At 65.4% G+C, this 21,683-nt stretch carries 19 protein-coding genes; 10 read left to right on the top strand and 9 right to left on the bottom strand.

Features of this window, described 5'->3' with window-relative positions; all coding sequences use genetic code 11:
• Nucleotides 1–2 precede the first annotated feature (2 nt).
• Nucleotides 3–1,130: a GNAT family N-acetyltransferase gene (locus GTP90_RS15350; protein ID WP_161084363.1), complete on the bottom strand. Its 1,128-nt coding sequence runs from the start codon at nucleotides 1,128–1,130 to the stop codon at nucleotides 3–5.
• Nucleotides 1,131–1,257: 127 nt separating this feature from the next.
• Between GTP90_RS15350 and GTP90_RS15345 the strand changes: the two genes are divergently transcribed.
• Nucleotides 1,258–3,321 (top strand): NAD(+) synthase, encoded by a 2,064-nt coding sequence (locus tag GTP90_RS15345; RefSeq protein WP_161084362.1) that lies wholly within the window; start codon nucleotides 1,258–1,260, stop codon nucleotides 3,319–3,321.
• 113 nt (nucleotides 3,322–3,434) lie between these two features.
• Entirely contained in the window at nucleotides 3,435–3,773 is a 339-nt protein-coding gene (locus tag GTP90_RS15340) for a P-II family nitrogen regulator (protein WP_020705920.1), read from the top strand.
• A 68-nt stretch (nucleotides 3,774–3,841) separates the two neighbouring features.
• On the opposite strand, the gene GTP90_RS15335 is transcribed toward GTP90_RS15340, so the two are convergent.
• From GTP90_RS15335 to GTP90_RS15320, 4 genes are read right to left on the bottom strand one after another with little or no spacing between them, the layout of a single operon-like run.
• A complete protein-coding gene (locus GTP90_RS15335; RefSeq protein WP_161084361.1) occupies nucleotides 3,842–4,288 on the bottom strand; it encodes a GNAT family N-acetyltransferase in 447 nt (148 codons plus the stop codon).
• 11 nt (nucleotides 4,289–4,299) lie between these two features.
• Complete coding sequence (locus GTP90_RS15330; RefSeq protein ID WP_175048100.1) at nucleotides 4,300–6,492, bottom strand: formylglycine-generating enzyme family protein; 2,193 nt, start codon at nucleotides 6,490–6,492, stop codon at nucleotides 4,300–4,302.
• The gene (locus GTP90_RS15325) at nucleotides 6,492–7,130 is read right to left on the bottom strand and encodes a trimeric intracellular cation channel family protein (protein WP_161084377.1); all 639 of its coding nucleotides are present in this window, start codon (nucleotides 7,128–7,130) and stop codon (nucleotides 6,492–6,494) included. The genes GTP90_RS15330 and GTP90_RS15325 overlap by 1 nt, the downstream gene beginning before the upstream one ends.
• Nucleotides 7,131–7,187: 57 nt before the next feature.
• The gene (locus GTP90_RS15320) at nucleotides 7,188–7,880 is read right to left on the bottom strand and encodes an FMN-dependent NADH-azoreductase (protein WP_161084360.1); all 693 of its coding nucleotides are present in this window, start codon (nucleotides 7,878–7,880) and stop codon (nucleotides 7,188–7,190) included.
• Between the two features lie 115 nt (nucleotides 7,881–7,995).
• Between GTP90_RS15320 and GTP90_RS15315 the strand changes: the two genes are divergently transcribed.
• On the top strand, nucleotides 7,996–8,889 hold the full coding sequence (locus GTP90_RS15315) for a LysR substrate-binding domain-containing protein (RefSeq protein WP_161084359.1): 894 nt from the start codon (nucleotides 7,996–7,998) through the stop codon (nucleotides 8,887–8,889).
• 4 nt (nucleotides 8,890–8,893) lie between these two features.
• Here GTP90_RS15315 and GTP90_RS15310 read toward each other — a convergent pair whose 3' ends face one another.
• On the bottom strand, nucleotides 8,894–9,562 hold the full coding sequence (locus GTP90_RS15310; RefSeq protein WP_161084358.1) for a Smr/MutS family protein: 669 nt from the start codon (nucleotides 9,560–9,562) through the stop codon (nucleotides 8,894–8,896).
• Nucleotides 9,563–9,565: 3 nt separating this feature from the next.
• Entirely contained in the window at nucleotides 9,566–10,519 is a 954-nt protein-coding gene (gene trxB, locus GTP90_RS15305; RefSeq protein ID WP_161084357.1) for a thioredoxin-disulfide reductase, read from the bottom strand.
• A 247-nt stretch (nucleotides 10,520–10,766) separates the two neighbouring features.
• On the opposite strand from trxB, the gene GTP90_RS15300 reads away from it, so the two are divergent.
• From GTP90_RS15300 to GTP90_RS15275, 6 genes are all read left to right on the top strand, one after another.
• Nucleotides 10,767–13,124 carry a DNA translocase FtsK gene (locus tag GTP90_RS15300; RefSeq protein WP_161084356.1) on the top strand — a complete coding sequence of 786 codons (2,358 nt, stop codon included), beginning with the start codon at nucleotides 10,767–10,769 and terminating at the stop codon, nucleotides 13,122–13,124.
• 15 nt (nucleotides 13,125–13,139) lie between these two features.
• On the top strand, nucleotides 13,140–13,775 hold the full coding sequence (lolA, locus tag GTP90_RS15295) for an outer membrane lipoprotein chaperone LolA (RefSeq protein WP_161084355.1): 636 nt from the start codon (nucleotides 13,140–13,142) through the stop codon (nucleotides 13,773–13,775).
• A gap of 65 nt (nucleotides 13,776–13,840) precedes the next feature.
• Nucleotides 13,841–15,145: a replication-associated recombination protein A gene (locus tag GTP90_RS15290; protein WP_161084354.1), complete on the top strand. Its 1,305-nt coding sequence runs from the start codon at nucleotides 13,841–13,843 to the stop codon at nucleotides 15,143–15,145.
• Nucleotides 15,146–15,219: 74 nt separating this feature from the next.
• A complete protein-coding gene (locus GTP90_RS15285) occupies nucleotides 15,220–16,533 on the top strand; it encodes an NRAMP family divalent metal transporter (protein WP_161084353.1) in 1,314 nt (437 codons plus the stop codon).
• Nucleotides 16,534–16,682: 149 nt separating this feature from the next.
• Nucleotides 16,683–18,311 carry a diguanylate cyclase domain-containing protein gene (locus GTP90_RS15280; protein ID WP_161084352.1) on the top strand — a complete coding sequence of 543 codons (1,629 nt, stop codon included), beginning with the start codon at nucleotides 16,683–16,685 and terminating at the stop codon, nucleotides 18,309–18,311.
• Between the two features lie 71 nt (nucleotides 18,312–18,382).
• The gene (locus tag GTP90_RS15275) at nucleotides 18,383–19,213 is read left to right on the top strand and encodes an alpha/beta fold hydrolase (RefSeq protein ID WP_161084351.1); all 831 of its coding nucleotides are present in this window, start codon (nucleotides 18,383–18,385) and stop codon (nucleotides 19,211–19,213) included.
• A 4-nt stretch (nucleotides 19,214–19,217) separates the two neighbouring features.
• Here the strand turns inward: GTP90_RS15275 and GTP90_RS15270 are convergent, their stop codons facing one another.
• On the bottom strand, nucleotides 19,218–19,637 hold the full coding sequence (locus GTP90_RS15270) for a hypothetical protein (protein WP_161084350.1): 420 nt from the start codon (nucleotides 19,635–19,637) through the stop codon (nucleotides 19,218–19,220).
• A 67-nt stretch (nucleotides 19,638–19,704) separates the two neighbouring features.
• The gene (locus tag GTP90_RS15265) at nucleotides 19,705–20,040 is read right to left on the bottom strand and encodes a DUF2917 domain-containing protein (protein WP_161084349.1); all 336 of its coding nucleotides are present in this window, start codon (nucleotides 20,038–20,040) and stop codon (nucleotides 19,705–19,707) included.
• A gap of 175 nt (nucleotides 20,041–20,215) precedes the next feature.
• Here GTP90_RS15265 and GTP90_RS15260 point away from each other — a divergent pair, with 175 nt between their 5' ends.
• Entirely contained in the window at nucleotides 20,216–21,667 is a 1,452-nt protein-coding gene (locus GTP90_RS15260; RefSeq protein WP_161084348.1) for an aminotransferase-like domain-containing protein, read from the top strand.
• Nucleotides 21,668–21,683 lie beyond the last annotated feature (16 nt).

The raw sequence follows: 21,683 nt of genomic DNA, 5'->3' as shown, positions 1-21,683 counted from the left end.
TGTCAGCCGGCCTTGAACGGCACGTGTTCGGCCAGTTCGTCGATGTACTCGTCCATCGCCGCCGTTTCCTCGCGCAGGAAGTCGGCGATGGCGCCGGCGAAGCGCGGGTCGGCCACCCAGTGGGCGGACCAGGTCGGCGTCGGCACCAGCCCGCGCGACATCTTGTGCACGCCCTGCGCGCCGCCCTCGAAGCGGGCGATGCCGTGGCGGATGCAGTAGTCGATCGATTGCACGTAGCAGGTTTCGAAGTGCAGGCCGGAGACGAATTCCAGCGTGCCCCAGTAGCGCCCGTACATGATGCCGCCGCCCACCAGGTTCAGCGCGGCCGCCACCGGGGCGTCGCCGCGCTTGGCCAGCACCATCATCATGCTGTCCGGCGTCTCGCGCAGGATGCGCTCGAAGAAGGCCTTCGACAGGTAGGGCTTGGAGTAGTGCGCGTGGTAGGTCGACACATAGCAGCGATAGAAGAAGTCCAGCACCTCGGCGCCGATCCGCGCGCCGGCCAGGTGCTCGAAGACGATGCCGGCGTCCTGCACGCGGCGCCGGTCCTGGCGGATCTTCTTGCGCTTGTCCATCTTCATGCTCGACAGGAAGGCCTCGAAATCCGCATAGCCGGGATTATCCCAGTGGAACTGCACGCCCTCGCGCAGCATGTAGCCGGCCTCGGCCAGCGCCTGCTTGTCCTGCGCGTCCGGGAACAGGATGTGCAGCGACGACGTGCCCAGCTGGCGCGCCACCTGCAGCGCGGCGCGCGCCAGCAGCTGGCGGTCGTCCTGCGTGCGGGCCAGCAGGCGGCTGCCCGTCACCGGCGTGAACGGCACCGCCGACAGCAGCTTGGGGTAGTAGTCGATGCCGTTGCGGTGGAAGGCGTCGGCCCAGGCGTGGTCGAACACATACTCGCCCCGGCTGTGATCCTTCAGGTACAGCGGCATGGCGCCGGCCAGCACGCCGTCGCGGTGCAGCACCAGGTAGCGCGGCGTCCAGCCGGTGTCGGGCGACGCGCAGCCGGTCTCGTGCAGCGCGTGCAGGAAGCTGTGGGACAGCGTCGGATTGTCGCCGGCCAGCGCCTGCCATTGCGCGGGGTCCACGCCTTCCAGTGTATCGATGATGGTCAAGACTGCTTCTGACACGCCTGCCTCCGGCCTTTGATGTTCGCGCAAGTCTAGCCTATCTGGCGCGGCTTTGTTGGCGGCGGCCCGGCTGTGCCCGTGCGATAATTCGATTTTGCATGTCCCTTGTGCTCGCGAAAGACTACACATGACCTCGAATTTCCTGAATCTGTACACGCACGATTTCGCCCGCGTCGCCATTGCCGCGCCGGTCTGCCGCATCGCCGATCCCGCCTACAACGCCGCCCGGACCATCGAGCTGGCCGGACAGGCCGCCGCCCAGGGCGCGGCCCTGGTGGCCTTCCCCGAGCTGGGCCTGTCGGCCTACACCTGCGACGACCTGTTTCACCAGCGCGCCTTGCTGGACGGCTGCCTCGACGCGCTCGACAGCATCGTCGCCGCCTCGCAGCAATGGAAGCTGGCGCTGGTGGTCGGCGTGCCGCTGCGGGTCGAGCACCAGCTGTACAACTGCGCGGTGGTAATTGCCAACGGCCAGATCCAGGGCGTGGTGCCGAAGAGTTACCTGCCCAACTACGGCGAGTTCTACGACGCCCGCCAGTTCAGCAGCGGCGACTACGCGGTCGCCACCGAGATCGACCTGCTGGGCGAGCGCGTGCAGTTCGGCTCCGGCCTGCTGTTCGAGGTGGCCGACATGCCGCTGTTCAAATTCCACGTCGAGATCTGCGAGGACGTGTGGGTGCCGATTCCGCCATCGTCGTTTGCCGCGCTGGCCGGCGCCACGGTGCTGGTCAACCTGTCGGCGTCGAACGCGCTGGTGGGCAAGGCCGGCTACCGCAACCAGCTGGTGTCGCAGCAATCGGCGCGCTGCATCTCGGCCTATCTGTACACCTCGGCAGGCACCGGCGAATCGACCACCGACCTGGCCTGGGACGGGCAGGGCGTGATCTGCGAGAACGGTGAAATGCTGGCCGAATCCAAGCGCTTCAGCGACGAAGCCACGCTGACCTTCGCCGACATCGACCTGGAGCGCTTGTCGCGCGAGCGCATGCGCATGAACACCTTCGCGCAATCGGTGCAGCGCCACGCGGCCGAAGTGAACAAGTTCCGCACCGTGTTCTTCGAACTGGAGATCGGCCGCGATCAGCCGCTGGCGCTCAAGCGTTGCGTCGAACGCTTCCCGTACGTGCCGGCCGACGCGCGCCGCCGCGACGAGCGCTGCAACGAAGTCTACAACATCCAGGTGCAGGCGCTGGCGCAGCGCCTGACCTCCAGCAACATCAAGAAGATCGTCATCGGCATTTCCGGCGGCCTCGATTCGACCCACGCGCTGCTGGTCTGCGCGCGCGTGATGGACAAGCTGAACCTGCCGCGCACCAACATCCTGGCCTACACCATGCCCGGCTTCGCCACCAGCGAGCGCACCCTCAAGCAGGCGCATGCGCTGATGAAGCTGGTCGGCTGCTCGGCGCAGGAAATCGACATCCGCCCCAGCTGCATCCAGATGCTCAAGGACCTGAACCATCCGTACTCGGAAGGCCAGGCGCAGTACGACATCACGTTTGAAAACGTCCAGGCCGGCGAGCGCACCAACCACCTGTTCCGCCTGGCGAATCATCACAACGCCATCGTCTGCGGCACCGGCGACCTGAGCGAGTTGGCGCTGGGCTGGTGCACCTACGGCGTGGGCGACCACATGTCGCACTACAACGTCAACGCCAGCGTGCCGAAGACGCTGATCTCGCACCTGGTGCGCTGGGTCGCCGAATCGGGCGTGATCGGCCGCAACGACGCGCAGGTGCTGCTGGACATCCTCGCCACCGAGATCAGCCCCGAGCTGGTGCCGGGCACCGCCGATGGCCAGCCGGAGCAGCGCACCGAGAGTACCATCGGCCCGTACGAGCTGCAGGACTTCAACCTGTACTACGTGCTGCGCTTTGGCTTCCGTCCGTCCAAGGTCGCCTTCCTGTCGCTGACCGCCTGGCACGACAAGGAAAAGGGCCGCTGGCCGGATGGCGACCACGTCACGCGCAACCAGTACGGACTGGGCGCGATCAAGAAGAACCTGGGCATCTTCCTGGACCGTTTCTTCCGCACCAGCCAGTTCAAGCGCAGCTGCGTGCCGAACGCACCGAAAGTGGGCAGCGGCGGCTCGCTGTCGCCGCGCGGCGACTGGCGCGCGCCGAGCGACGCGCAAAGCGTTGTATGGCTGGAAGAATTGCGCTCCATTCCGGTGCAAGAAGCAGGTAATTGACAGGTATTCGCATACGTTGATGGACAGTAGGCGCGTGTCGATTACAATACAAAGTAATCGCTCGCGGCTCGCCCGGCTACAGATTTTCGATTTAAATAAAATTAGGAGAAGTCATGAAACAGATTACCGCTGTGATCAAGCCGTTCAAACTGGATGAAGTGCGTGAAGCGCTGGCCGAGGTCAACGTCACCGGCCTGACGGTCACCGAAGTCAAGGGCTTCGGCCGCCAGAAGGGCCACACCGAGCTGTATCGTGGCGCCGAATACGTGGTGGACTTCCTGCCGAAGGTCAAGGTTGAAGTCGTGGTCGACGACGGCGTGGCCGAGCAGGTGGTGGACGCCATCATCAAGGCCGCCCGCACCGGCAAGATCGGCGACGGCAAGATCTTCGTGCAGAACGTCGAGCAGGTCATCCGCATCCGCACCGGCGAAACCGGCGCCGAAGCCGTCTAAGCGCGTCCCCGCCGCACCAATCAAAATGCCGCTTGATGCGGCATTTTTTTATACTGTTTCCATCCGGGTTAGATGGCGTAGGTGTAGAAGAAATCGTCGTCGCGCTCCCAGCCTTCGCGTTCGTACAGCGCCTGCGCCGTGGTGTTGGTGAGCGCGGTGGAGAGTCCCAGGCGGATGGCGCCCACCGCGCGCGCGAAGTCGGTCGATGCCGACAGCAGCCCCGAGGCGACGCCCTTGCGCCGTCTGCCCTCGTTGACGAACAAGTCGTTCAAGATAAAGATCCGCCCGAGGGAAACACTGGAAAAACTCGGATACAGCTGGGTGAAGCCTACCGGGTTGGCGCCGTCATGGGCGATGAACAGCACCGATTCTCCATGCTCGAAGCGGTCCAGAAGGAATTGTTTGGCCGCCGCCACGTCGCTCTCTTTGCCGTAGAACTGGCGATAGCCGTCAAATAAAACGGACAGGGCTTCGATGTCGGCCAGTACTGCCTGGCGGATGCTGATAGTGCTCATGCTGTTCTCTTTCAAAGTGGTAATGCATCCTTGACGCCCCGGAACCCGATGCCGCCGGAGCGGTCCTTCGATGGCGCCATGAGCAGGTATTTTCCGTGTTCATTGAGCTTGTAGGCTTGCGGGAAGTACCAGTACGAGTCCTGCGGCTGGTAGTAGCTGCCGCCGCGCAGGATCGCCGCGCGGGTGTGCTCGTCGGCGAACTCGTTAGTCCATTGCCAGACGTGGCCGATCATGTCTTCGACGCCGAACGGGCTGGCGCCTTGCGGGTGCTGCCCGACCGGCTCGGGCGCTGGCAGCTCCCGTCCCTTGGCGGGGGCGGGCACCATGGTGGCATCCCACGCGTTCCCCCAAGGGTACAGGCGGCCGTCGCCGCCTTGTGCGGCATACTGCCATTCCCATTCGTTCGGCAGGCGCTTGCCGGCCCAGCGCAGATAGGCCCGCGCATCCTCCAGCGACACCCAGGTCACCGGCCGGTTTTCATCGCCGGCTTTCGGGCTGCCATCGATCCAGTGTTTCAGGAAGTTATGCGCATCCTTCGGGCGATACTTCGTCGAGCTGACGAAGGCCTTGAACTGCGCGTTGGTCACCGGGTGCTTGTCGATGTAGAACGGCTTGATCGCCAGGCTATGCACATGGCCGCGCCGCGCAACGGTCTCCCACGGATATTGCACGTCCAACCCCGGCTTGTTTTCGCCTTCGATTTCAATGCCGTGAACCTGGAAGTCGAAAACCGTTCCCGGTATCTTGACCATGCCTTCGGGCTGGCTGGTGGCGGGCGAGGTGGCTTCAACCGGCGTCATGGTCTGCGGCAGCGGCTTCCACTCGCTGGAGTATGACTGCAAGGGCCGGGCCGCCTGCAGCGCCAGCCGTTTCAAGGTGGCGTCCAGATTGGCGACGTTCGCATCGCGGTCGACGCGCAGCACGGCGCCATAAGCGTGCGCCTCCATTGGCATGCTCAGCTCGGCGTAGCCATCGCGGACCAGCGGCTTGATTTCCTTGCCGTTCCACAGATCGAAGTAGCGCTGGCCCGGCTGGTGCGCAACGCGCATGATGCGCTCGCTCACGCTCCAGTCGGTACGGTTGATGATCGTCCACAGCGTACTTCCCTGCAGCGGGAACTCGCTGGCGTACACTCCGTAATGCAGCGTCGGCACATGCGGCATCCAGCCGGCGCTGACCAGGTGATCGGGGAAGGCGCGGTAGATGGTGGCGATGCGGCGCATGGCCTCGCCGTCGCGCGCGGTGAACTGGTTCCACCAGCCCCAGACGTTCTCCCAGCTTTCGATGCCGACGCCGTTGAAGAAGGCGTCCTGCAAAATGCTGGTGCGGTCGGTGACCCAGCGGTCGCACACATGAACCATGTGGCGCGGCTCCATCCACTTCCATTTGCTGACCAGCGGCACCAGCGGCGTGGTCCAGTAGCCCCAGCTCTGCTGGTTGTAGGCCAGCATGCCATCGTCCTTGAATGCGAGCTCCGGCTCCAGCGCGACCGGATGGCCGGTGGCGTCGGAGGCGGTGCGGTAGTCCAGCGGCAGGCCGTCCATGGTGTCGCCGTTGACGCCGTCCGCGCCGATCTCCGCCATCAGCGCCGCCGTGGCCTGGTGCATGGTGGTGCCGACGTCACGCGAACCGGTATCCCACGGCATGGTCGGAAAGAAGACCTTGACGCCGCGCGCGTGGAAATCCTGGATCAGCTGCCGCACGCCGGCGACGCCGCCCGGCAGGTCGCGCACCATGTCCCACTGGTTGCGGTTGTCGACGCCGATGTTGGGATAGACCGGCCACAGCAGCACACTGTCGATGCCGCCGTAGCGCCGCTCCAGATCGTTCAAGTAGCGGTCGACGGTGTAGCGTCCGGCGACCGGGTCGTACAGGTAGCGGTCCTCGACCATCGCTTGCGGCTGCACGAAATTGCGCTGGGTCCAGCGCAGCTCCGGGCGACGGTATTGTGCATCGTCGTAGCCGATGGCGGCCAGCCGATCGCTGCGCCAGGTGCGCATCGCGGCCAGCCATTCCGCATGCTTGCCGTTGGGATCGCGCTTCCAGTTGTTGAGGCGGGCGAGCCAGTCCGCTTCGCCCATGCCCTGCTGGTCGGGCCCCAGCAACTGGCTGCCGCGCACCTCGATCGCCAGTGGCGCCGCGCCTGCCTGCGCGATGATCGCACCCGATAACAACGCCGCCACGGCGGCCGGAATCATTTTCATTAGTTCTTGTGGTAATGGAGATGCAGTTCGAACTTCCAGGTGACCAGCCGCAGCACGGTGATGCAGGCCGCGCTGGCCCACAGCGCGAAGTCGTCGGAGACGTCGGTGTATTGCAGCCCGATGTACATCCAGCAGCCGAAGAAGGCGCAGATGGCGTAGGGTTTGCCGTCGCGGAAGACCATCGGCACCTCGTTGCAGACGATGTCGCGCAGCACGCCGCCGAAAATGCCGGTGATCACGCCCATCATCGAGGCGATGAACAGCGGCATGTGCGCCGCCTGCGCCTGCGACACGCCGGCCACGGCAAACAGCCCGAGGCCGATGGCGTCGGCGATGACGATCAGACGTTCGGACAGGATCTGGCGCAGCGTGCGCATCAGCGGCGCGGCGACCAGCGCCAGGATGAAGATCAGGATCGCGTATTCCTGGTGCAGCACCCAGAACAGCGGCCGCCGGTCGAGCAGGATGTCGCGCAGCGTGCCGCCGCCGAACGCGGTGATGAAGGCCACCGTGAACACGCCCACCACGTCCATGCGTTTGCGGCGCGCTTCAACAAAGCCGGAAAACGCACCCACCAATATCGCGACAACTTCGATCACGGTGATCAGGGAAACGTGCGGAACAGGGACGTGCTTCATGTAGGCGATCGGGCAAATTGACGATGCCATAGGTTAACATGACAAACCGACCACGTGTCATGAATCTGAACTCGGACGCCGTTGCACGGCCAACTGCGCCACCAGCCGCTCGACGTGTGACTCCGCCGCCACAATCGACTCCTGCAGCCGGGCGTCGCCGAACTCGTCGAATTCGACGGCCACGCCATGCACGTCGGTGATGCCGATATAGCCCAGCGCGGTGGTGATTGATGCTTCGACGTGGTTCATGTGGGCGATGCGCTGGCCCTCGCCGTAGCCGTAATCGCCGCGCGAACTGAGGATGACGAACGATTTGCCATCCTGGTCCAGCAGCGGCCAGTAGGGCGCGCCGGCGCGGCCGCGGTCGAAGCCGAAGGTCCGGCCCACGCGCACGATGTTGTCAATGTAGGCCTTGAACTGCGCCGGCACGTTGAAGTTATACATCGGCACACCGGCCACGATGACGTCGGCCGCGCACAGTTCGTCGATCAGCTGATCGCTTTCGCGCAGCGCCGCGTCCATCCACGGCAGGCGCTGCTCGGGCTTGGTGAAGGCGGCGTGTATCCACTCGCCCGTGACGTGCTGCGGCGGATGGACGCCCACGTCGCGATAGATCACGGTGCCGTTCGGATGCGCGGCGCGCCAGCGGGCGACGAAGTGCGACGTCAGGCGCCGGGTGTGCGAGCCAAACGGCTGGTTGGCGGAATTGCCGGGGCGGGCACTGGAATCGAGGTGCAGGAGTGTGGTCATGGTTAGCTTGCGGTATGCTCGTGGGTTGTCGAGCACTGACTATAGGCCGCGCCTCCAGGCCCGGCAAACCAGCTGTATTGATGCCAGATGAACTGGATTCACCCGAGGACATTCCATGTTTCGAGCTTTACCGGTTATTGCATTGCGCACCTTCGAATCCTCCGCGCGCCACCTGAGCTTCAAGCTCGCCGCCGAGGAGCTGGCGGTGACGCCGGGCGCGGTCTCGCATCAGGTGCGCACGCTGGAGGAGTGGCTGGGTGTGGCGCTGTTCGACAGATTGCCGCGCGGCGTCCGGCTCACGCCCAAGGGCGAGAAGCTGTTCCACTCGCTGCATTCGGCGCTGGCCGACCTGGCGCAGGTGACCAGCAGCCTGCGCGAAGTGCCGGTGGCCGGCCGCCTGACCGTGACCACCCCGTCGTCGTTCGCCGCGCTGTGGCTGGTGCCGCGCCTGGATCGCTTTTACGCCCGGCACCCGGAAGTCAACCTCCGGCTGGACACCTCGACCGCAACCGTCGACCTGCAACAGGACGCCAGCGTCGACGTCGCGATCCGCTACGGCGGCGGCCCCTATCCGGACCTGTACAGCCCTGGCGGCATGGTCGAAACGTTCGGCGTGTACGGCGCGCCGGGCAGGGTGGAAGAATGGATGGAGCAAGCGACGCCGTCGCTGATCTCGGTCCACTGGAACAAATCCACGCTGTACCGCGACAGCTGGCGCGCGTGGTGCGGCGCGGCCGGCAAGGACTGGCTGCCGACGCTGGCGCTGAGGGAATATGCGGAGGAGATGTACGCGCTGCAAGCGGCGATCGCGGGGCAGGGCCTGGTGATGGCCAGCTCCATCCTGGTCGCCGATACGGAGCAGAGGGGATTGTTGAAAGCGGCGCGGCCGGACCTCCAAATCCCCGGCGGCACCTATACCGTCTTGTGCGTGCCGGGCCGGGAACGGCATCCGCCGGTACAGGCCTTTTTCGACTGGCTGCGCAGCGAGTGGAACACCGCCGCGCCGTGAAGCGTTAGCGCACCGGCTTGAGCGCAGCGCGCAGCAGCACGATCAACGCGCCTTCGCCGCCTTCGGACGAGCGCGCCTGGCAGAAGGCCACGACCTCCTCCTTCTGCACCAGCCAGCTGTGCACCATGGACTTGAGCACCGGCTCCTGCCCGCGCGAGCCGAAGCCCCGGCCATGGATCACGCACACGCAGCGGTAATTGCGCATGGCCGACTTGCGCAGGAAATCGCCGATGGCGTCGCGCGCGTCGTCGCGGCGCAGGCCGTGCAGGTCCAGCTCATCCTGCACCGGCCAGTGGCCCTTGCGCATTTTCTTCACCACGTCCGGACCGACGCCGGGCGCGGCGTAGTTCAGCGCCGGATCGTCCTCCAGGTAATGATCGACTTCGAACAGGTCGGACAAGGACTCGCGCAGCACCGCCGCATCGTCCTCGGCCTGGGTCAGCTTGCGGGCTGGCGCGGCGGCCGTGGCGGCCGACTTCGGCAGCGACGGCACGTAACGGTCCGACACCGGCATGCGCTTGACGCCGCCCACGCTGGCCTGGAAGATATTCGCCTCCACCGCCCGCGTTTTCTCCTGCTTGGCGCGTTCCGCCTCGGCGGCGGCGCGCGCATCCGCCTGTTCCTTGAGCTGCTTGGCCAGGGATTTCAGGTCGGCGAAGTCTTTCAAGCCCACGACTTACTCCTGGCCTTCGAGGTAGCGCTGGGCGTCCAGCGCGGCCATGCAGCCGGTGCCGGCGCTGGTGATGGCCTGGCGGTAGATGTGGTCCTGCACGTCGCCGGCGGCGAACACGCCCGGCACGCTGGTCGCGGTGGCCATGCCCTCGGTGCCGGTCTTGGTCTTGATGTAACCGTTGTGCATGTCCAGTTGGCCTTCGAAGATGCCGGTGTTCGGCTTGTGGCCGATGGCGATGAACAGGCCGTGCACGGTCACGTCGGTGACGGCGCCGTTGTCGGTCGAGGCGATCTTGATGCCGGTCACGCCGCTGTCGTTGCCCACCACTTCCTGCAGCGTGTGGTTGTACTTGATGACGATCTTGCCTTCGGCAACCTTGGCGTTCAGGCGGTCGATCAGGATGGCTTCGGCGCGGAACTTGTCGCGGCGGTGGATCAGCGTGACCTTGGTGGCGATGTTGGACAGGTACAGCGCTTCCTCGACGGCGGTGTTGCCGCCGCCGACCACGGCCACTTCCTGGCCACGGTAGAAGAAGCCGTCGCAGGTGGCGCAGGCCGACACGCCCTTGCCCATGAACGCCTGTTCCGACGGCAGGCCCAGGTACTGTGCAGAGGCGCCGGTCGCGATGATCAGCGTATCGCAGGTGTACTCATGGCTGTCGCCGATCAGGCGGATCGGCTTTTCCTGCAACTTGACCGTGTGGATATGGTCGAACACGATGTCGGTATTGAAACGTTCGGCGTGCTGCAGGAAGCGCTGCATCAGGTCCGGGCCTTGCACGCCCATCGGGTCCGCCGGCCAGTTTTCCACGTCGGTGGTGGTCATCAGCTGGCCGCCTTGCTCGACGCCGGTGACCAGCATTGGCTTCAGGTTGGCGCGCGCGGCGTAGATGGCGGCGCTGTAGCCGGCTGGGCCGGAGCCAAGAATCAGTACACGGGCGTGTTTAGGTGTGGTCATGGGAGGCTTCTTAATATGTTGGATTAATCCGAATTTGGGGGCAATTTTAGTGACGGCAAGGGCGTCGGCAGGGCCGCCGCTATTGCATTCACGCAGGCAATACAAGATTATAGTGCAAGCAGCCGATCAGGATGAATCGTCGGGCCTGTTGGGGCCCTTATGCCTTAGAATAGCCATATCTGAATTTCCTGACCGACAAGATTGCAACACCTTTATACCTATGAGCAGTAAAAAAGTTCAGGAACGCATGCCAAAAGCCACTTCCTCCGGTTCTTCCGCCTATACCCGCACCCCGACCGAACGCCAGCCCCTGCCCAATAGGCTGGTGCGGCTGCTGTCGGAGGCGCGCTGGCTGGCGCTGGCTGTGCTGGGCCTGTATTTCGTGCTGATCCTCATCAGCTACGACAAGATGGACCCCGGCTGGTCCCACGAAACGCTGGTGCCTAAAGTGCATAATCTCGGCGGGAGGGCGGGCGCCTGGTTGTCCGACCTGTTGTTGTACATCTTCGGCTTCTCGGCCTGGTGGTGGGCGTTCTGCCTGCTGCGCGTGGTCTGGCTGGGCTACCGCCGGCTGACGCAGAAGTACGTGCTGTCGCGCGAACCTGATCCAGAACACGCCCAGGAACCGCTGATCCGCGCGATTGGCTTCGTGCTGCTGTTCATCGGCAGCGTCGGGCTGGAATACCTGCGCATGTACACACTGCATGTGCAGCTGCCGCGCGCCCCGGGCGGCGTGCTGGGGCAGCTGGTCGGCCATTCTGCCCACGTCGCGTTCGGCTTCACCGGCGCGACCCTGCTGCTGTTGCTGCTGTTCGGCCTGGGCCTGAGCCTGTTCTTCCACGTCTCGTGGCTGACCCTGGCCGAGCGTATCGGCGGCGGCATCGAGATGATGATCGACTGGTTCATCCAGCGCTACCAGTACCGCGAGGACCGCCGCCAGGGCGAGGTCGCGGCGGTCAAGCGCGAGGAGGTGGTGGTCATCGAGCGTGCCAAGCACGTGGAGAAGCATCCCGTGGCGGCGCCGCCGGTCAAGATCGAGCCGCAAGTGGTCACGGTGGTCAAGTCCGAACGCGTGGAGAAGGAGCGCCAGGCCAATCTGTTCCAGGACCTGAGCGGCGACAGCCCCCTGCCGGCCCTGTCGCTGCTGGACGAGGCCGCCGAGGTGCAGGAAACCGTGCCGATCGAGACGCTGGAATTCACCAGTCGCCTGATCGAGAAGAAGCTGTCCGACTTCGGCGTCGAAGCCAAGGTGGTGGCGGCCTATCCGGGCCCGGTGGTCACGCGCTACGAGATCGAACCGGCCACCGGCGTCAAGGGCAGCCAGATCGTCGGCCTGGCGCGCGACCTGGCGCGTTCGCTGTCGCTGACCTCGATCCGCGTGGTCGAGACCATCCCGGGCAAGAACTACATGGCGCTGGAGCTGCCGAATCCCAAGCGCCAGATCGTGCGCCTGAGCGAGATCGTCGGCTCCAAGGTCTACAACGACAATCCGTCGCCGCTGACCGTGGCGCTGGGCAAGGACATCGCCGGCAAGGCCGTGGTGGCCGACCTGGCCAAGATGCCGCACTTGCTGGTGGCCGGTACCACCGGTTCCGGTAAATCGGTGGGCATCAACGCCACCATCCTGTCGCTGCTGTACAAGTCCGACCCGGCCGACGTGCGCATGATCCTGATCGATCCGAAGATGCTGGAGATGTCGGTGTACGAAGGCATCCCGCACCTGCTGGCGCCGGTGGTGACCGACATGCGCCAGGCCGGCCACGCGCTGAACTGGGCGGTCAACGAGATGGAGCGCCGCTACAAGCTGATGTCCAAGCTGGGCGTGCGTAACCTGGCCGGCTACAACGCCAAGATCGCCGAGGCCAAGAAGAAGGAAGAGCACATCCCGAATCCGTTCAGCCTGACGCCGGATTCGCCGGAGCCGCTGGAAAAACTGCCGACCATCGTCATCATCATCGACGAGTTGGCCGACCTGATGATGGTGGTCGGCAAAAAGGTGGAAGAGCTGATCGCCCGAATCGCGCAGAAAGCCCGCGCGGCCGGCCTGCACTTGATTCTGGCGACGCAGCGCCCATCTGTGGACGTGATCACGGGCCTGATCAAGGCCAACATCCCGACCCGTATCGCGTTCCAGGTGTCGTCGAAGATCGACTCGCGTACCATCCTGGACCAGATGGGCGCGGAAACGCTGCTCGGCATGGGCGACATGCTGTACATGCCGCCGGGCACGGGCCTGCCGGTGCGGGTGCACGGCGCCTTCGTCTCGGATGACGAGGTGCACCGCGTGGTCAAGCACTTGAAGACCACCGGCGAGCCGGACTACATCGACGGCATCCTCGAAGGCGGCACGCTGGAGGGCGAGAGCGGCGGTGCGGGCGGCGAGGCGGGCGAGGGCGGCGGCGAGGCCGACCCGATGTACGACCAGGCGGTACAGGTGGTGCTGAAGAACCGCCGCGCATCGATTTCGCTGGTGCAGCGCCATCTGCGCATCGGCTACAACCGCGCGGCGCGCCTGCTGGAACAAATGGAAAACAGCGGAGTCGTCTCCGCGATGCAATCGAACGGCAACCGCGACATCCTGGTGCCGGCCGCCAGTGCTGAATAAAATAGGATAAACCGTATGATGCGTTTCAAGAATATCGCGGTATTGACCGCCGGCCTGCTGGCCGCCACCCTGGCCCAGGCCAGCGCGCTGGAGCAGTTCAAGACCTTCGTGGCCTCGACCAAGGCCGCCAAGGGCGAGTTCACGCAGAAGCAGGTGAAGAACACCAACGGCGAAACGCCCAAGGCGTCCAACACCGCCACCGGCACCTTCGTGTTCGCCCGTCCAGGCAAGTTCATCTGGACCTACGTGAAGCCCTACGACCAGGTGCTGCAAGCCGACGGCGACCAGCTGTTCATCTTCGACAAGGACCTGAACCAGGTCACGGTGAAGAAGCTGGGCGACGCATTGGGCTCGTCGCCGGCCGCCATCCTGTTCGGCAGCAACGACCTGGAGAAGAACTTCATCTTGTCCGAGGCCGGCACCAAGGATGGCCTGGAATGGCTGAAGGCGGTGCCGAAAGCCAAGGACACCAGCTTCGAGCAAATCACCATCGGCCTGCGCAACGGCTTGCCGGAGGCGATGGAGTTGAAGGACTCGTTCGGCCAGACCTCGGTGCTGTCGTTCCGCAAGATCGAAAAAAATCCGGCGCTGACTGCGACGAGTTTTAAATTCGTCATGCCGAAGGGCGCCGACGTATTCAATAATAATTAAGCCCCTGCTGTCGCGGGCGCCGACGCCGCAGCCGCGACGCTGCGGCGTTTTTCCTTTTAAAGATCATGGCAGATTTATTTTCCACCGAACCGCGCCAGCCGCTGGCCGAAGCCCTGCGGCCCAAGACGCTCGACGACGTCATCGGCCAGCACCACCTGCTGGGGCCGGGCAAGCCGCTGCGCCTGGCGTTTGAATCGGGCCAGCCGCATTCGATGATCTTGTGGGGCCCGCCGGGCGTGGGCAAGACCACGCTGGCGCGCCTGACCGCCAATGCCTACGAGTGCGAGTTCATCGCCTTGTCGGCGGTGTTCTCCGGCGTGAAGGACATCCGCGCAGCGATGGAGCAGGCCCAGCACAACCTGGACATGGGCAAGCACACCATCCTGTTCGTCGACGAGATCCACCGCTTCAACAAATCGCAGCAGGACGCCTTGCTGCCGTACGCCGAGTCCGGCCTGGTCACGCTGATCGGCGCCACCACCGAGAACCCTTCGTTCGAAGTCAACTCGGCGCTGCTGTCGCGCTCGCAGGTCTACGTGCTGCACTCCTTCGACGAGGCCGAGCTGCGCCAGCTGGTCGACAAGGCCCGCGCCAAGGTGCTCACGCATCTGGAGTTCGACGAAGCCGCCATCGACACGCTGATCGGCTACGCCGACGGCGACGGCCGCCGCCTGCTGAACCTGCTTGAGCAGACCAGCACGGCCGCCAACGCCGCCAAGACCAACAAGATCACGCCCGAGTTCATCCAGAACGCGCTGACCTTGAACGCGCGCCGCTTCGACAAGGGCGGCGACAATTTCTACGACCAGATCTCGGCCCTGCACAAATCGGTGCGCGGCTCCAATCCCGACGCCGCCCTGTACTGGCTGTGCCGCATGCTCGACGGCGGCGCCGACGCCAAGTACCTGTCGCGCCGCATCGTGCGCATGGCGTGGGAAGACATCGGCCTGGCCGATCCGCGCGCCATGCAGCTGGCCAACGACGCGGCCGCCACGTACGAGCGGCTCGGCTCGCCGGAAGGCGAGCTGGCGCTGGGGCAGGCCGTGATCTACCTGGCCATCGCCGCCAAGAGCAACGCCGGCTACAACGCCTTCAACCAGGCCATGGCCTTCGTCAAGAAGGACAAGTCGCGCGAAGTGCCGGTCCACCTGCGCAACGCCCCGACCAAGCTGATGAAGGAACTCGGCTACGGCCACGAATACCGCTACGCCCACGACGAGCCGCACGCCTACGCGGCCGGCGAAACCTACTTCCCCGACGACATGCGAGAGCCCGGCTGGTATCAGCCCGTACCGCGCGGCCTCGAAAGTAAGATTTCCGATAAGATGGCTTTCCTGCGCAAGCTCGACGAAGATGCCGGCAAGAGCTGATGTGCCCGGCAAAACAAAGCAGAGTCCGCGCCGGCCTTGCCCGTGCACGGGCGTCCATGATTATTGGGAGAATCATGCCAAATGCTGACCATACCGCAGCCGCTACCGCAACCACGCCCGCTGGCGAGCGCGATGGCGCCACCAGCTGGCTGAAAAAACTCGGCCCCGGCCTGATCACCGGCGCCGCCGACGACGACCCCAGCGGCATCGCCACCTATTCGCAATCCGGCGCCCAGTTCGGGTTCCAGATGCTGTGGACGGTCTTCCTGACCTATCCGCTGATGGTCGGCATCCAGGTGGTGAGCGCGCGGATCGGGCGGGTCAGCGGCAAGGGGCTGGCCGGCAATATCCGCGAGCATTTCCCCGCATGGCTGGTGCGCTCTATTGTCGCGCTGCTGCTGGTCGCCAACACCATCAACATCGCGGCCGACGTCTCGGCCATGGGCGAAGCGATGACGCTGATCGCCGGCGGCTCGTCGCGCGTGTATGCGGCGCTGTTCGGCGTGGCCTCGCTGCTGCTGCAGGTGTTCATTCCATATCACCGCTACGTGCGCCTCCTCAAATGGCTGACGCTGGCCCTGCTGGCCTACGTGGCGACGGTGTTCACCGTCCACGTGCCGTGGCTGAAGGTGCTGGCCGCCACCGCGCTGCCGCATCTCGACTGGTCGCCCGAGTACATCACCACCATGGTGGCGGTGTTCGGCACCACCATCAGCCCCTACCTGTTCTTCTGGCAGGCCTCGCAGGAAGTGGAGGACATGCAGGCCAACCCGCAAGCGCAGCCGTTGATCGAGGCGCCGGACCAGGCGGGCGCCAGCTTCCTGCGCATCAAGATCGACACGGTGATCGGCATGGGCTTCTCCAACCTGGTGGCCTTCTTCATCATGCTGACCACGGCGGTGACGCTGCACCAGCACGGCGTCACGTCGATCGAGACCTCGGCGCAGGCGGCCACGGCGCTGCGCCCGCTGGCGGGCGATTTCGCCTTCGCGCTGTTCAGCGCCGGCATCATCGGCACCGGCCTGCTGGCCGTGCCGGTGCTGGCCGGCTCGGCGGCCTACGCGGTGGCGGGCGCCTTCCAGTGGGCCAAGGGGCTGGAGAAGACGCCGTCGCAGGCCAAGGGCTTCTACGGCATCATCGCCGTTGCCACCATCGTCGGCATCGCGCTGGGCTTCACGCCGATCGATCCGATCAAGGCGCTGTACTGGAGCGCCGTGATCAACGGCGTGATCTCCCTGCCCATCATGGCCGTGATGATGCTGATGGCCGGGCGCTCGTCCATCATGGGCCGCTTCGTGATCGGCCGCCGCCTGCGCGTGCTGGGCTGGGGCGCCACCGGGGCCATGGCGCTGGCGGTGCTGGCCATGTTCTGGACCATGATGCAATAAGGACGTTGTTGGATGGCAACGGAGCTGGCCGAATCGTAAACCGGCGTAATATACTTGTAACATCTGGCGCCGCCGAACCCCCGCGTGCACAAATGGCTAGTCCATTTCGACCCGCAGTGTCCTGACGGACTTGCTACACAGGTGTGCTCATGCGCCCTTCATTTGGTTTTTTCTTAAGTTTCAAGTTCAAGATCAGCGTGCTCGTGATCGCGCTGGTGCTGATTGCCGGCATCGGCAGCGGCGGCTTGTCGCTGCTGGTCGCCGAGTCCGAGCTGCGCCAGGTGATCGCGCGCCAGGAGCTGTCGCTGCTGACCAGCGCGGCCGCCCTGGTCGACAACGATCTGCAGGACAAGCGCCAACTGCTGAGGTTGCTGGCCGAGCAGTTCCAGGCCCATCAACTGACGCTGGGGCAAGTCCAGGCGGAGCTGGAAACGCATGAAGCCCTGCGCGAGGAATTCTTCAACGTCTCCGCCTTCGACGCCTCGGGCGCGCTGATCGCCAGCCTGCGCGACCGCAACGCCAAGCGCATCAATATCGCCGACCGCGCTTACTTCCGGGAGACCATGCGGCTGAAGGAGGGCGTGGTGTCGGCGCCGTTCAAGAGCGTGCTGTCCGGGCGCCCGGTGGTGGTGCTGACCCAGCCGCTGCGCGACGCCGACGGCAGGATCGTCTGCATCCTGCTGGGCGCCATCGATTTGCTGCGGCCATCGTTCTCGGCGCAGATCGACGCGCTGCGTTCCAGCTCGGACGGCTACCTGTTCATCGTCACCGACGAAGGCGTGATCATCCACCACCCCGACCGCAGCCGCCTGCTGGAGAAGACCGATCCCGAGCCCGGCAGCGTGCTGGAGGCGGCGCTGCAAGGCGGCGAGGGCTGGCAGGACGGCATCCTCGACAACGACGTGCCGGTGCTGCTGGTGCACAAGCACCTGCGCGAGGCCGCCTGGAACATCGCCCTGTCGTATCCGATGGAAAGCGCGTTCGCGCCGATGCGCAGCGTGCGCTGGCGGGCCTTCCTGGGCGCGGCGCTGCTGACCGGCCTGGCGGGCATATTCGGCTGGGGCGTCACCAAAAAACTGCTGCGTCCGCTGAAGCGCTTGCATGACCACGTGGAGGACATCAGCGCCGGCCGCGCCGGCATCGCGGTGTTCGATGTGGACCGGGGCGACGAGTTCGGCCACCTCAGCCGCGCGTTCTACGCCTTGTCGCAGCGGCGCGAGCGGGCCGAGGCCGAGCTGCACCGCATCGCCACCACCGATGTCCTGACCGGCATCCACAACCGCCGCATGTTCGACGATTTCCTGCCCAAGGCGCTGGCCCGCGCGGCGCGCGCCGGCCAGCAGGTGGGGCTGGCCTTCCTGGACATCGATCATTTCAAGACCATCAACGACACGCTGGGCCACGCCGCCGGCGACGAGGTGCTGGTGGAATTCGCCCGGCGGCTGACGGCCGCGGTGCGCACCACCGACACGGTGGCCCGCCTGGCCGGCGACGAGTTCGTGATCGTGTTCGAGCAGCTGGGCTCCAACACGGAAATCGATCTGCTGGGGCGCAAGATCGTCGACGCCATGCAGCCGCCCTTCCTGGGCGGCACCGCGCGCCTGAAGGTGACCGCCAGCATCGGCATCGCGCTGACCACCTCATCGAACGTCACGGTCGACGAGGTCATGCGGGCGGCGGACCAGGCGCTGTATGGCGTCAAGGCCGCCGGGCGCAACGGCTTCGCGGTGAACCTGGTCGGCGCCGAGCGCGTGCTGCGGGCGCGGATCAAGACCTAGCCTGGTGCGGTCTCAAATGTTGTAAAAATGTTGTAAGATTCAGGATTGACGAGGCGGCGCAGAGGAACGAAATGCAGGTAACAAAGGTCGATGGCATCGAAGTCCATATCGAAGGTGAAGGCGCCGAGACCATCGTGATGATCCATGGCTGGCCGGACACCTACCGCGTGTGGGACGCCCAGGTCGCCGAGCTCAAGCAGCGCTACCGCTGCGTGCGCTTCACCCTGCCGGGCTTCGACATCGCCAAGCCGCGCCGCGCCTACTCGCTCGACGCCACCATCCGCCTGATCTCGTACGTCGTCAACAGCGTGAACCAGAAGCAGAAGGTGATCCTGATGCTGCACGACTGGGGCTGCGTGTTCGGCTACGAGTACTACATGCGCAACAAGCAGGCGGTGTCGGCGATCATCGGCGTCGACATCGGCGACGCCCAGTCGAAGGCGCTCGAGCGCTCGCGCACGCTGGCGCAGAAAATGATGGTCAAGGGCTACCAGGGCACGCTGGCGCTGGCCTGGGCGATCGGGGGGGCGATCGGCAACATGATGACGCGCTACATGGCGCGCAAGCTGCACGCGCCGTCGCCGATGGAATACATCAGCGTCAAGATGAACTTCCCGTACTACATCCTGGCGGCCGGCGAGGCCGGTTCCTACCGCTCGCTGGTGCCGTTCGTGCCCAAGGTGCCGATGCTGTTCATCTACGGCGCGCGCAAGCCCTTCATGTTCCATTCGGACGAGTGGGCTGACAAGCTGGAGGCGAAGGAGGGCTGCAAGGTGGTGGGCTTCAACACCGACCACTGGCCCATGCTGCGCCAGCCGGAGCGCTTCAACCAGGTGGTGCTGGCCTGGCTGGAGAAGCCGGCCGACAACGACGAGGCCCCCGCGCAGGACGCGGCGGCCTGACGCATCAACGCAGCTTGATCGGCTTCAGGTAGGGCGCGAACGGCGGCGCCGGCAGCTGCACCGAGGCGTAGGCCTCGCGGAAGCAGGCGGCCTTGCTGTTCTCCACGTCGGTGGTGCTGCGGGTGACGCGGCCGCTGGCGTCCAGCGTCAGCACGATCACCACCGGATACTTGGACTTGTCGTGGCAGTTGCCGCGCTCGTCCAGCTTGTTCGTGTTGTTGAAGTTGATCGACACGTCCTCATACTTGCTGGCCTTCGGGTTCGGGAACTGGGCGTTGAACTTGGCCATTTCGGTGGCGAAGGCCGGGTTGGCCGGCGGCGGCGCCTCGTCCGCGGCCGAGCCCTGGCCGCCCATGGTCGAACAGCCCGCGGCCAACAGCAGGGTGGCGCCGGCGGCGATGGTTTTCAGGAATGGTGTGTTCAAAATCGTACTCCTCGGTGTCAATATTGTTGACGTATCGTACATAGTCCGACGAGTGCGTGGCGCACGATTAGTTGCGTAGGAGAAATCCTACATCGTGCAGGGCGCCGGCGAACCTGCGCTGGAAGCCGAGCCAGCCGCCGGGCACTTCGGTGTCGGCCGGCACGCGCACGCGCACCGTGCCGCAGCCAAGCGCGTCGATCAGCATCAGGCCGTTGTTGGGCACCTCGAAGCGCCGGCCCTGGCGCAGCATGAAGTCGGTCCGTTCGCCGTAGACGGTGATCCAGGCGGTGCCGGCCAGGCATTCGATCTGGCGGCCGGCCGCGCCGGCGATGCGCAGCGGGTGGTTTTCCGACAGGCGGTATTCGGCCTGTTCCTGGGTCAGTGCGAGTAGTTCCGGTTTCATGGCGGCTCCTGCGGTGGTCGTTGGTGACACCAGCATAGCCAGCGGCGCGCGGCCATGACAGATGCAGCAAATCGAAATTGTGACCGTCACAGCGGCGCTTGCTCTAAACTGTCATGGTCGAAATTTGCGCCCGCTGTACCTGTCGCGACCGGGCAGGGCGGGCCACAATGCACGGATGCCCCAACAACTCAATCTCTACGAGCGCCTGGCCAACGAACTGGGCGGGTTGATCGCCAGCCGCGTGTTCGCGCCGGGCGACCGCCTGCCGTCGATCCGCCACCTGGCACAGCAGAAGCGCCTGTCCGTCAGCACGGTGATGCAGGCGCTGCGGCTGATGGAGGACCGCGGCCTGGTCGACGCCCGGCCGCAGGCGGGCTATTACGTGCGCCACCGCGCGCGCATGACGGCGGTGACGGCCGATGCCGGGCCGTTGCGGGAGCCGGCCTATGTCGGCATCAACAACCTGCTGATGCGGGTGCTGAAGGCCAACGAGGCCAGCGGCCTGGTGCAGATGGGCTCGGCCTGGCCGCTGCACGAGCTGCTGCCGATGAAGCGCATGCAGAAGACCGTGGCGGCGGTGGCCCGGCGCGACTCAAGCCTGCTGAGCACGGTAAGCTGCTACGAGACCAATTATCCGGAGTTCGCCCGCCAGATCGCCCGCCGCGCGCTGGAGTGGGGCCGGCTGGACCTGGACGAAATCGTCGTCACCGGCTCCTGCACCGAGGCGATCAGCCTGTGCCTGCGCGCCGTGGCCAAGCCGGGCGACACCATCGCGATCGAATCGGCCACCTATTTCGTGCTGCTGCAACTGATCGAGTCGCTGGGCATGAAGGCGCTGGAGATCCCCACCCATCCGGCCACCGGGCCGTCGATCGACGCGCTGGAGCTGGCCATGAACGCCGGCCTGGTGCGGGCGGTGCTGCTGATCCCGAACGCCAACAACCCGCTTGGCTGCATCATGCCGGACGCGAACAAGCAGCGCCTGGCGCAATTGCTGACGCGCCACGATATCCCGCTGATCGAGGACGACGTCTACGGCGACCTGTGCTTCGCGCCGCAGCGGCCGTGGCCGGTCAAGGCCTATGACAGCAGCGGCCATGTGATGCTGTGCGCCTCGTTTTCCAAGGCGGTCAGCCCCGGCTCGCGGGTCGGCTACGTGGTGGCGGGGCGCTACGCGCAGGACATCGCGGTGCTGAAGATGGTCTCCAGCGGCGCCACCAGCCACTTCTTCCAGGCCGTGCTGGCCGACTTCCTGGCCGGCAGCGCCTACGAGAACCAGCTGCGCAAGATGCGGCGCGCGCTGTCGCAGCGCATCGCCCGCATGTCGGACGCGATCTGCGAGGCGTTCCCGCGGCAATGCACGGTGTCCGAGCCGCAGGGCGGCTTCGTGGTGTGGGTCGGCCTGCCGGAGCAGGTCGACGCGCTGGCCCTGCACGCCGACGCCATCGGCCAGGGCGTGGCCTTCATGCCGGGGCAGCTGTTCTCGGCCTCCGGCCAGTACCGCAATTATTTGCGCCTCAACTGCGGCAACCCCTGGGGGCCGCGCACCGAGGCCGCCATCGCCACCCTGGGCCAGCTGGTGCACCGCCACGCCGGCCAGGCGGGCGGGCTGCGCAGCGCCGCCTGAATCTTTCGATTCCCAC

Origin of the sequence: Duganella vulcania, from assembly GCF_009857655.1 — a bacterium.
Classification (GTDB): Bacteria; Pseudomonadota; Gammaproteobacteria; order Burkholderiales; family Burkholderiaceae_D; genus Rugamonas; species Rugamonas vulcania.
The sequence above is the reverse complement of the archived record's forward strand: the minus strand, read 5'-3'. Positions and strand labels throughout refer to the sequence as shown.

Bases quoted from the DNA above. Each gene is read 5' to 3' on its own strand.
- GTP90_RS15280 (WP_161084352.1), top strand. From the start codon at position 16,683: ATGCGCCCTTCATTTGGTTTTTTCTTAAGTTTCAAGTTCAAGATCAGC.
- trxB (WP_161084357.1), bottom strand. From the start codon at position 10,519: ATGACCACACCTAAACACGCCCGTGTACTGATTCTTGGCTCCGGCCCA.
- GTP90_RS15290 (WP_161084354.1), top strand. From the start codon at position 13,841: ATGGCAGATTTATTTTCCACCGAACCGCGCCAGCCGCTGGCCGAAGCC.
- GTP90_RS15320 (WP_161084360.1), bottom strand. From the start codon at position 7,880: ATGACCACACTCCTGCACCTCGATTCCAGTGCCCGCCCCGGCAATTCC.
- GTP90_RS15345 (WP_161084362.1), top strand. From the start codon at position 1,258: ATGACCTCGAATTTCCTGAATCTGTACACGCACGATTTCGCCCGCGTC.
- GTP90_RS15275 (WP_161084351.1), top strand. From the start codon at position 18,383: ATGCAGGTAACAAAGGTCGATGGCATCGAAGTCCATATCGAAGGTGAA.
- GTP90_RS15260 (WP_161084348.1), top strand. From the start codon at position 20,216: ATGCCCCAACAACTCAATCTCTACGAGCGCCTGGCCAACGAACTGGGC.
- GTP90_RS15325 (WP_161084377.1), bottom strand. From the start codon at position 7,130: ATGAAGCACGTCCCTGTTCCGCACGTTTCCCTGATCACCGTGATCGAA.
- lolA (WP_161084355.1), top strand. From the start codon at position 13,140: ATGATGCGTTTCAAGAATATCGCGGTATTGACCGCCGGCCTGCTGGCC.
- GTP90_RS15330 (WP_175048100.1), bottom strand. From the start codon at position 6,492: ATGAAAATGATTCCGGCCGCCGTGGCGGCGTTGTTATCGGGTGCGATC.
- GTP90_RS15340 (WP_020705920.1), top strand. From the start codon at position 3,435: ATGAAACAGATTACCGCTGTGATCAAGCCGTTCAAACTGGATGAAGTG.
- GTP90_RS15315 (WP_161084359.1), top strand. From the start codon at position 7,996: ATGTTTCGAGCTTTACCGGTTATTGCATTGCGCACCTTCGAATCCTCC.
- GTP90_RS15265 (WP_161084349.1), bottom strand. From the start codon at position 20,040: ATGAAACCGGAACTACTCGCACTGACCCAGGAACAGGCCGAATACCGC.
- GTP90_RS15285 (WP_161084353.1), top strand. From the start codon at position 15,220: ATGCCAAATGCTGACCATACCGCAGCCGCTACCGCAACCACGCCCGCT.
- GTP90_RS15335 (WP_161084361.1), bottom strand. From the start codon at position 4,288: ATGAGCACTATCAGCATCCGCCAGGCAGTACTGGCCGACATCGAAGCC.
- GTP90_RS15300 (WP_161084356.1), top strand. From the start codon at position 10,767: ATGCCAAAAGCCACTTCCTCCGGTTCTTCCGCCTATACCCGCACCCCG.